Origin of the sequence: Candidatus Frankia nodulisporulans (genome assembly GCF_902806475.1) — a bacterium.
GTDB classification, from domain to species: domain Bacteria; phylum Actinomycetota; class Actinomycetes; order Frankiales; family Frankiaceae; genus Frankia; species Frankia umida.
Map to the genome: position 1 here is coordinate 1 of NZ_CADCWS010000165.1, position 9761 is coordinate 9761.

General features: G+C 71.8%; 9 protein-coding genes, 1 tRNA gene and 1 pseudogene. 6 read left to right on the plus strand and 5 right to left on the minus strand.

Features of this window, described 5'->3' with window-relative positions:
• Positions 1 to 1167: helix-turn-helix domain-containing protein (locus G6R24_RS14475; RefSeq protein WP_163549779.1), on the minus strand; the 1167-nt coding region annotated here is incomplete at its 3' end.
• Between the two features lie 201 nt (positions 1168 to 1368).
• On the opposite strand from G6R24_RS14475, the gene G6R24_RS14480 reads away from it, so the two are divergent.
• Together G6R24_RS14480 and G6R24_RS14485 are read left to right on the plus strand one after the other, a co-directional pair.
• On the plus strand, positions 1369 to 1656 hold the full coding sequence (locus G6R24_RS14480; RefSeq protein ID WP_163549780.1) for a hypothetical protein: 288 nt from the start codon (positions 1369 to 1371) through the stop codon (positions 1654 to 1656).
• 59 nt (positions 1657 to 1715) lie between these two features.
• Entirely contained in the window at positions 1716 to 2102 is a 387-nt protein-coding gene (locus tag G6R24_RS14485; RefSeq protein WP_163549781.1) for a hypothetical protein, read from the plus strand.
• Between the two features lie 42 nt (positions 2103 to 2144).
• Here the strand turns inward: G6R24_RS14485 and G6R24_RS14490 are convergent, their stop codons facing one another.
• On the minus strand, positions 2145 to 2570 hold the full coding sequence (locus G6R24_RS14490) for a helix-turn-helix domain-containing protein (RefSeq protein WP_163549782.1): 426 nt from the start codon (positions 2568 to 2570) through the stop codon (positions 2145 to 2147).
• 401 nt (positions 2571 to 2971) lie between these two features.
• Between G6R24_RS14490 and G6R24_RS14495 the strand changes: the two are divergent.
• A pseudogene (locus G6R24_RS14495) lies at positions 2972 to 3565 on the plus strand (FtsK/SpoIIIE domain-containing protein); the annotation flags it as partial.
• Between the two features lie 203 nt (positions 3566 to 3768).
• Here the strand turns inward: G6R24_RS14495 and G6R24_RS14500 are convergent.
• Positions 3769 to 3841 (minus strand) — tRNA-Arg (locus G6R24_RS14500).
• Positions 3842 to 4087: 246 nt separating this feature from the next.
• Complete coding sequence (locus G6R24_RS14505) at positions 4088 to 4969, minus strand: aldo/keto reductase (RefSeq protein ID WP_163549783.1); 882 nt, start codon at positions 4967 to 4969, stop codon at positions 4088 to 4090.
• Positions 4970 to 5365: 396 nt separating this feature from the next.
• On the opposite strand from G6R24_RS14505, the gene G6R24_RS14510 reads away from it, so the two are divergent.
• The 3 genes from G6R24_RS14510 to G6R24_RS14515 all read left to right on the plus strand — a co-directional run bounded on the left by G6R24_RS14510 (position 5366) and on the right by G6R24_RS14515 (position 8118).
• Positions 5366 to 5824: a single-stranded DNA-binding protein gene (locus G6R24_RS14510; protein ID WP_225438537.1), complete on the plus strand. Its 459-nt coding sequence runs from the start codon at positions 5366 to 5368 to the stop codon at positions 5822 to 5824.
• A 4-nt stretch (positions 5825 to 5828) separates the two neighbouring features.
• Positions 5829 to 5957: a hypothetical protein gene (locus G6R24_RS23395; RefSeq protein ID WP_263864064.1), complete on the plus strand. Its 129-nt coding sequence runs from the start codon at positions 5829 to 5831 to the stop codon at positions 5955 to 5957.
• Positions 5958 to 6042: 85 nt separating this feature from the next.
• Positions 6043 to 8118, plus strand: a complete 2076-nt coding sequence (locus tag G6R24_RS14515; protein ID WP_225438538.1) for a DUF7846 domain-containing protein — start codon at positions 6043 to 6045, stop codon at positions 8116 to 8118.
• A gap of 99 nt (positions 8119 to 8217) precedes the next feature.
• On the opposite strand, the gene G6R24_RS14520 is transcribed toward G6R24_RS14515, so the two are convergent.
• Entirely contained in the window at positions 8218 to 9564 is a 1347-nt protein-coding gene (locus tag G6R24_RS14520) for a DUF1214 domain-containing protein (RefSeq protein ID WP_163549785.1), read from the minus strand.
• Positions 9565 to 9761: the final 197 nt, after the last annotated feature.

Genomic DNA, 9761 nt, shown 5'->3' on the forward strand with positions numbered 1-9761 from the left:
TGAAATCAGACTTCTGCATAAGCCTCCATGGCTGGCGGTGGACTCGGCGGCGGCGAAGATGGGGATTGCCTGGTCGGTGAATTCCCGGGCGCGTTCGTGGGCTCCGGCAGCGAGGTAGGCGGAAGCGGCGTTGCCGGCGATGCGGGAGGCGGTGAACGGGTCGAACGACAGGAAGTAGCCGACCGGATCAGCATCATTGATCTTCGTGTGGGCGGTGAGGGCGCGGGCTACGGCTTCGTCGACTCCGGCAGTGTCACCGAGTTTGCCCAGGGTGCGAGCCTCGCCGCTGATCGCCAGGCGGATGGAGGCGGGGCCGCCGCGGGCGTAGCGCTGGCCGTCGCGGGCGAGGTCGAGGGCTTCGCGGTACCGGCCGCCGTAGTAGGCGATGAAACTCTGCGTCCCGCGGACCCAGGCGCCAAGGTCGCCGTGTCCGGCGGCCTTGGCAAGGCTCATCGCCTCGTTGCAGTAGGCGCGGGCCACCATCTCGTTGCCCAGGTCGAACGCGAGATAGCCCAGTAGGCCGGAGAGTTTCCCGCCGACCAGGTAGAGGTGTCGGCGCTGGGCGGGGTGCTGGTGTCCGGCCATGAGTTCGGCAACCCATCGGCGCTGCTTCAACGCGATTGGGTAGACCGTGGCGGCGTCGCTGGTCTCGTACCGGCGGCCGACGACCTCGACGCTTGCTTCCAACTGTTCGAGGGAGGCATCATCGACGTTGGAGGCGGCGAACAGCTGCATCCGCCGGGTGACTTCGTCCAGTTCCTCGTCGAGCGTCCACGCGGCGACCCCAGCCGCAGCGAGAACTGTCCGCCGGTCAAGCCCAGCGTCAGCGGGCACAACGGCGACGGCTGATCCCGGAGCGTTTCCGGTCGGCTGGTCTGCGGGGGGTGGGGCGGCGGCGAGGCCGAGACGCTCGCGGGGGATGTCGAGTCCTTCGGCGAACTTCTCGTAGGTCTCGATGCTGGAGACCTGGCGTTTGCCATTGAGGATGAGACTGATCGTCGGCTGCGGCACCCCGGTCATGGTCGCGATCTGGGGTTGGGACGCGCCGGTCCACCGCTTGTAGATCGTCAGCACCGCCTGCATGTCGCGTTCGGCGAGGGCGGCGGCCATGTCGGGCCGGTCCCATAGTCCGGTCGGCGCGGTGGGCAGCGGGCGGCGTCGGGTCATGGGCGGTGGCTCCCGTCAGACGAAGCTGCGCTGTGGCGATGTGCGCACCGTCCGCCAGTCTATCCACGCTCGGTATTCAGCCGCATATCTATTCGGAACTGCCTGGCGACGTCAGCGTACGTCCGGGCTGTCCCGTTTCCCGCGCCGAGCGTGGGACGGCGGGCGCAGTGGTCCCGGTGACGATGCGACGGGAAGGACGAGATGACGCCAGCGGACGACGACTCGACGAAAACGACAGGGCAGCGCAGTGGGCTGCTGTTCGGCGCGATCAGTTTCGAGCCCGGGGGAAACGGGCTGGTGCGGGAAGCGGTGGTCGCTTTCCGGACCGCGGCCGATGCTGACCGGTACGCGAGCGAACATGGGTGGGCCGAGCATCAGGTGTGCCCGCTGCGGTTCCTGGTCGGCACCCCACTGGCTGACAGCGGTGGGATGGTGCGCGGCGGGGCTTTGGGGCATCCGCCGGTTCGTCGGCAGCGGCGGGTCCGGTGAACCCCTGGTCGGCCGACGCCCTCGAACGGCCAGAGGAAGTGCCTCCTGTCGCGGTGACGATGGTGCCGTGGGGCCCTGGCGAGTGGGCTCTGTCGGTGCGGCCCGGGTCGACGGCGGGAGACCTGTACCGGGCACTCGGTGAGATGCCGGCGGGGGTGGAGTTCCTGGCCGCGTTCGGCGACGTCGATACCGTGCTGGTCTACCGCCTGCCCGGTGAGGTTCCGTCGCGCCGGGAGCTGGTGACGCTGCGCGGCTCGGCGCTCGACGTGCCGGATGCGGAACCGAACCGGTCACGGTGGATGACGACGGGGGAACGGCAGGCGTTCCGCGCCGGATACTGCGAAGCCCTCGACACCGTGCGCCTGTACGTCAGCCGCCTCGCCGAGGGCGTTCCGGCAGACGACGGCGAACCTTCCCCCGACCCGGTGCCCCCGGCTGACGGCTGACCTGGAGGGCCCCGTGCGGCTGGGCCGGATCGGACAGTGGAGTTATCCCGCTGTCCGATCCGGCCCTTCGTCGCATCCGGCGGGCTGGCCCTGGCCGTCGTCGCCTCCCGCGGTCGGCACCCGCAGGTACACGCCGAGGTCGGCAACGCGACGCTCGATCCTCAACAGCACCTCAAGGATCTGCTGATCGATCGGCGGGGGCGGGATGGTCACGTCACGCGGTGATTCACCGAGAAGCACGGTCAGCAGATGATCGTCGGGCCAGCCGAGGGCGCGGGCGATGGCTATGAGAGTTGTGTCCTGCGCGCGGCGGCGGCTCGTCCCGCGCTGAAGCTCGCGCAAGGTGGCCACCGACACCCCAGACACGGCGGCAAGGGCCTGCTGGGTGATCCGGCGCTCTCGCATACGGACGTTGACGGCCTGGCCGACCGCCGGCCAGTCCTCGCCCGTCGCGGTGTCACGCAGCATCTCGACTCAACACCTCCTGTCGCTTGTCGCACGTCAAACACTAGCGGTCGACGAGTGCTGTCCGGAAGATCGCCGCAACGCTGAGCGCATTTCTATATCGGCGCGTTATCCCCACCCGTATATGCGCTTGGCGAGCGCTCGGCGAGCGGAGCATTGTGGGTTCTGCCCGACAGTGGCCGGAACACCGGCGGCGGGGCTGACACTCACATTCGACGCTGAGGAAACGGCGAACCCTTCGGCTGACATCGCGAATCCTCTGGCTGCGGTGGAGAACCGCGCCGCATAGCACCACCATTTCCGGCCGGCGGCTCGGATCGCTGTCCGCTCCGGGTCCACCCGCTGTTCTTTCTCCCCTTTTCGTCTCCGTGGTTTTGTGCGCTCGAAAACAGGTGGTGTTTGTCATGTCCAGAATCAGGGGAGACCGTCCCACACGGCAGATTCCCACCCGCGCGGACACGGTGCGGGTGCCGCTGTGGATGCTGCTCCTGGCGGTCGCGGGGAAGGGCCTGTGGCTCGCAGCCCGCTGGTCCTTCCGCCACCGGATCGCGGTCGCCGTCGTGGTCGGCCTGCTGCTGTTCACCCACCGGTTCGGCCTGGTGGGCCTGACCGCGCTGGCCAGCGGGCTGGCCGTGGTGACGGTCATCTGGGCGTGGCTGCATCCCCGGTCGTGCGCCTGGGTGGGCCACTGGCTGTGGGGGCGGGTGCGGCTGACGTTCGTCTACCGCTGGCGGTAGCGGGCGGCGATGGTCCACACCGACCTTGCGATTCAGATGCCCACCTCGAACGCCGATCAGGTGACGTTCGACGAGTACTTCCCGCGTATCCGCACGATCCATTCCACCCGTGCCGTGGACACCCCGCGGGTGGAACTGCTACCCGGCCAGACCCCCGAACAGTGGGCGGAGCGGGCCGAGGCGCTGCGGCACATCTTCCGGGCCCGGCGCTGCCAGGTGCAGGTCGAGACGCTCCGCTTCGTCCGACAGACGGATCACCATGGACGCTGTACGCCCATGCGTCCATGGGGGAGAAGCGCCGCGCCCTCGGCGAACTCGACGGCCACCTGACCGGCCCGCGGTCCTGAGCACATCCGGCCCGTTGCTACAGGCGTTGCTACACGTGGGGGGTTTCGGGGAGCTCGGCTCCCCGGCAGACATGGCGAGGGGATCGCAAGGCGCCGCATGTGGGCGTGATCCACGAGTGCGCCCGGCAGGGATCGAACCTGCGACCTGGTGCTTAGAAGGCACTCGCTCTATCCACTGAGCTACGGGCGCGTTGATGCGTGGGCCCACCGGGCGGGCCGAACTCAGGGTAGCAAGTTCAGGGCCTGTGCTGGACACGTGGTGGACACGCCTGCGTCCGTAGCGTCGAAGCGACGGCTTGTGGTCGCGGTTGTGGTGCTTCGTCGTGCCTGGCGGCGTTGGTGCCGAGCCCGGCGGCCGTCACCTGATCGGGTGACGGCCGCCGGGGCTACTCGGCGATCAGCCGGTGGTACCGCTGGTGTCTGGGTGTCGCCAGGGTCAGGCGGCGAGGTGGGCCAGGTCGGTGAACTCCTGGTCGGTGAGGGTGATACCGGCGGCGGCGATGTTCTCCTCCACGTGGGCCACCGACGAGGTGCCGGGAATGGGCAGGACCACCGGCGAGCGGCGCAGCAGCCAGGCGAGGGCCAGCTGGGCGGGGGAGGCGGTGTGCGTCCTGGCGGCGGTGTCGAGGACACCGCCGGGCTGGGCCAGCCGGCCGGTGGCCATCGGGTCCCAGGGGATGAAGGCGATGTTCTCCTTCTCGGCGTAGTCGAGCAGCTCCTCGGCGGTGCGGTAGGCCAGGTTGTAGCGGTTCTGCACGCTGACGATCGGCACGATGGAACGGGCGTGGGCCAGCTCGGTCACGTTGACCTCGGACAGGCCGATGTGGCGGATCTTGCCTTCGTCCTGGAGGGCCTTCAGCTCGCCGAGGGAGTCCTCGACGGGGGTGTCGGGGTCGATCCGGTGCAGCTGGTAGAGGTCGATGCGCTCGAGTCGCAGGCGGCGCAGCGACATCTCCACCTGCTGGCGCAGGTAGGCGGGACGGCCGACGGGGGCCCACTGGTTCGGGCCGCCGCGGGTCAGACCGCCCTTGGTGGCGATGACCAGGTCGGCCGGGTACGGGTACAGCGCCTCGGCGATCAGGTCCTCGCTGACTTCCGGACCGTACGAGTCGGCGGTGTCGATGAAGGTCACGCCAAGATCTACAGCTCGGCGCAGGACGGCCAGGGCCTGCGCCGGGTCGGCGGGTGGCCCCCAGATCCCAGCGCCGGTGATCCGCATCGCGCCGAACCCGAGCCGGTTGACCGGCAGGTCGTCGCCGAGTCGGAACGAGCCGCTCGCGGCGGCGTCCGTGCTGGTGGGGGTCGTGGTCGTCGACATCAGTGTCCTCCGGTACGACGGTGTGGCGGTGTGCGGGACGGCACGGGGTGCTGCCGGGGCCCGCGGCGGCGGTTCGCCCCACGGACGGCACCGCCTGCCGTGGACGGCGTGGCCCGGATCGTCCGGGTCTACGGCCAGCGGCGGGTGCGGCGTCCGTGAGGACAACAGCCCCACAGCGACAACCGGGGTGTCCCGGATGGTGTTCCCGTCCGCGAACGGTGTTCCCCGCCCCGGGCCGCTCCTACCGGGTCCGATGTGGGGATGCGCCGGCTGTGGACGGCGTCGCGTCGTCCACAGCCACACCGGGTGGGCTTTGCCGGGCCGCGGTGGTGTCGCAGGCTGGGACGCACCCCGAACACCGGTCGTGGGGCACCCTCCCTGAACCTGAGGAGCACCATGCTTGACACCACCATCACTGTCGTCGGCAACCTCGTCGACGCGCCGGAGCTGCGGGTGACGGCGGGCGGCGCGTCCGTCTGCAGCTTTCGGCTGGCGTCCACGCCGCGGCGGTTCGACCGGGCGGAGAACCGCTGGGTCGACGGCGCCACGTTGTTCGTGCGGGTCTCCTGCTGGCGCCAGCTCGCCGACAACGTCGCCTCCAGCCTGACCAAGGGGGGACCGGGCCCTGGTCTTCGGGCATCTGCGCCAGCGGTCGTTCGAGACGAGCGAGGGCGAGCGGCGGGTCTCCTTCGAGATCGACGCCGAGGCGGTCGGGGCCGAGCTGACCTGGCATGGCGCCCGCTCGCAGCGACTGGCCCGGGGCAGCACGCCCGCGCCCGCGCCGGCACCTACCGCGCAGCCCGACGACCAGGCCGCCGGCCAGCCCGACGACCAGGCCGAGGAGTTCACCGATGATGCCGTGGCGGCGGGTGACGACGGGCTGGCGGAATTCGCCGACCTGCCGGAGCTGCCCCTGCCCGCCGAGATGTCGAGCCGCCACGACGGGCGCGACAGCGCGGATCGTCACGCGGATGCGCTGGTCGGCTAGCCCGCGCGGGTCCGGTCCGTGGCCAGTGCGGCGCGGGCCGGACCTGCCGCCCGGTGGGCCGCGACTGCTCGGTAGCGTGCCGGGGGTGACTTCCGGGCACGATGACGACGCGTCCGTGCCCCGGCGCAGCGCGGTCGGCTGGTACGTGGTGGCGCTCGCCGTGTGCGCGGGCCTCGGCGCGGTCGTGCTGCGGCACACCGTGTTCCCGCTGCTGTCGGTGAACAACGACGAGGGCATCTACCTGTTGCACGCCCGCACCCTCGCCGCCGGGCGGCTGTTCCCCGCCGCGCCCGACCCGGCGCAGTCCTACCTGCCGTGGCTGGGCACGGTGGTCGACGGCCACTACGTCCTGAAGTACACGCCGTTCGTCCCGGCGATCTACGCGGTGGGTCTGCTGCTGACCGGCAGCATCGACCTGGCGCTGGCCGTCATCGCCGCGGCCGCGGTGGTCGTCACCTACCTGCTCGGCGTGGAGCTGGGCGGGAGCCGCCGCGTCGCGGCGTTGTCCGCGACCCTGCTCGCGTTCTCCCCGCTGACCGTGATCCAGAGCGCCATGGTGCTCAGCTATCTGCCGGCGCTCATCCTGACGCAGGCCGCGGTCCTCGGGGTGCTGCGCGGGCGGCGTCGCCTGCGGGCCTGGCCGGTCGCGCTGGGGGGCGCCGCCCTGGGGGTGGCCGCCGCGGTGCGGCCCTACGACGTGGTGCTGCTGCTGGGTCCGCTGGCGGTGTGGCTGGCGGTCACCAGCGTGGGCCGGCGCTGGTGGCTGCTGCGCTGGCTGCTGTGCGGGCTGGCCGTGCCCGCCGTAGTGGTGCTGGTGACGAACCTGGCGGCGACCGGCAACCCGCTGCGGTTGCCGTTCGCCCTGCTCGAACCGGACGACCGGCTCGGCTTCGGTGGGCGCCGGCTCTACCCCGCGGACGGGCTGCACCAGTTCGGGCTGCCCGACGGGCTGCGCTCGGTCGGGGACCATCTGTGGTTGATGGGTGGCTGGGCCTGCGGCGGGGTGGTGCTGGCCGCCGCGGCGATCGGCGCCGCCGCGCGGCGACGGCTGCCCGCCCCGGCGGCGATGCTCGGGGTCGGCGCCGTGGTGTTCCTGATCGGATATGTCGGGTTCTGGGGGGCGTGGAACGCGGCCGAGCTGTGGGGTGGGATTCGCTACGTCGGGCCGTTCTACCTGGTCCCGGTGCTCATCCCGCTGGTCCATCTGGGTGCGCGGGGCGCTGCGGCGGGGGCGGCGGCGCTGCTGGCCCGCGGACGACGGGTGGGCCTCGCGGTGCTCGTGCCGGTGGTGACCGCCGTGGCGGTGCTGACCAGCTTCGTGTTCTCCGGTGCGGTGCGCGACAACCTCGTGCTCACCGACCACGACAAGGACCTGCGCGCCATGGTGGCCGGGCTGCCGGGACGGCCGCTGGTGTTCGTCGCGGCCAACCCCGCCTTCCTGGGGCATCCCTCGCCGGTGACCGCCAACGGGCCGGACCTCGACGGCCGGCAGCTGTACGCCATCGCCCGCGGTGTGGACGACCTGACCGTCGCGGCGGACCATCCCGACCGGCCGGCCTACCTGCTGCGGCTGGCCACCGCGTACAACCGGTCGCCGAGTTCGCCGTCGGCGGCCCGGCTCGAACGGCTGGCTGTCCGGGCCGGCGGGCAGGTCGAGGTGACGGTGGCCGTCGGCGCCCGGTCGGTGTCGGGACCGGTGCGATCGGCTCGGCTGGTGGTCACCGCGGGCAGCCATCGCCTGACGGTCCCGGTCGATCCGCGGGCGGCCAGCGCGTTCACCCTCACCGTCGACGCGGACGGCCTCGACCCGGCGGACCTCGCCCCGTCCGGCGGCGGCGACACCGCAGAACCGGACTCACCCACCGTGACGGCCAGCGCCGTGCGCGGTGGCCGCGGCACGTCGGTCACCGTCGCTCTGCTGGCCACGGACACCCACGGGCGGGACCGCACGGTGGACCGCCAGATCCTCCCCGTCCGGCTCGCCACCCCCGCTGCCCCCGGTACTCCCAGCGCCCCCGGTGCGGTGACCCGCGCGGGGTCGGCGGCGGTCACGGTGCTCGGGTCGCTTGGGCGCGTCGACGAGGTCGGGGCCGGTGCTCGTCCACCGCTGAGCCTCACCCTCGCCTCGGCGCCGGGCCAGGGACGGTCCGGCAGCCGGTGAGCCGCGCCCAGTAAGTGGCAGCCGGTGCGCGGCAACGGGTGCGCGGCAACCGGTGCCGGCGGTGATGGTGCTGGTGCTGCTGGTGGTGGGTCGTCCGGGTCAGTCGATCCGCTGGATGGTGGGTGGGGCGTAGCTGTCGTCGAGTACCGCGGGGCCGGGGCCGTCGACGCGCAGGGTCGGCCGGAAGTCGCCGGGGGCGGTGGGCAGCCAGTTCGCCAGTTCGTCGTCGTCCGACGGTGGTTCGCACTGCAGGAACAGGCGGACCGAGCCGTCCGGTCGGGTGCGTAAGCCCTTGGTGCGGCTGCCCAGCCAGTAGCGGGACAGCGGATTGTCGACCAGGTAGTAGTCGGGATAGTCGTGCATGGTGAGCGACCAGCTCGCCCCGTCCGGCGGCGGCGCGAAGTCGAGGGTGTAGCGGTACGCGCCGGTCAGACGTCGACCGTCCGCGTCGAACAGGCAGCTCGCGCGCAGACTGCGGTAGCCGTGGGTCGGGCCGACCGGCTGGCGGGCGAGGATCGCCCGGGCCAGGCGTCCGTGCTGGCGGTCCGCGATCCGCCAGGCCGGGTCGTCGCGGGTACCGGGACCGAAGAAGTCGATGTTGAAGTCCAGTGCGTGTGGGGTGCTCGACCAGCCACCGCGCAGCGCCCGGCCGGCGTGCACCAGACGTTCCAGCCCGTCGCGGCCCGCCCGCAGGCCGCCGCGCAGCGACCAGGCCAGCGACGGATCCGGGTCGACGTAGGGCGACGGATCGTCGAACAGGCCCAGCGGGGCGAACCGGTGGGCGTACTCGACCTCGGCCGACGCCGGCGGGAACGCCGCCAGCCACATCCGCAGCTCCTCCCAGAACCGCAGGTCTTCGCAGATCGTCGAGGTGAACGGGGGCGGGCCGGGGGCCGCCGGCCCGTGCGGGTTGAGCGGGAACAACCGCAGCGCGTCCTGCCGATGGTGGACGAGGTCGGCGTCCTGCGGGCTGTCCAGGGCGATCCGCGCGGTCACGATGAGCAGCCGGGTGGGGGCCTCGATCGGGACGAACCCGACGGGCAGCCGCCGCGTCCACCCGGGCGGCACCAGGATGTAGGACGAGGGCACCGGGGGCTCGGTGCCGGTGATGCCGGCCGACCCCACATAAGCGAACACGTTGCGCCACAGGTCGGTGAACACGACCAGCAGCGGCGGCTCCGGGTCGGTCGGCACCTTCAGGATCACCGGGCCGACCGCGAGGTCGACCAGGGCGATCGACGACAGCAGGTCCGCCTCCAGGCTGACGAACGACGAGCGCGGCCCGGGCAGCTCCCACTGGTGGTCGAAGTAGTTGAAGCCGGTGTTCCCGCGGCTCCCGAGCCCACCGCCGGCATACCGGTCCAGCAGTCGCACGCTGCTCACCAGCGGGTAGCCGAAGACGTAGGCCTCGGCCGCCAGACCGAAGCGGTGATCATTCGCACGCATGCCGGGCATCGCAGGCCATCCGATTCCGTCGGGTGTTCGCCGTCATACGTTGCGTGCCCGCAACCGGGTGAGTGCTACCCACCCACGGCGGCCCACCAGGTCGGCCGGTTCTCGGCGGGTCGTCGGCCGGTCCTCGGTCGGTCAGAGGCCGCACCCACGGTGGGCCGATCACCGGCGTCGGGCCCCGCATCGTCATG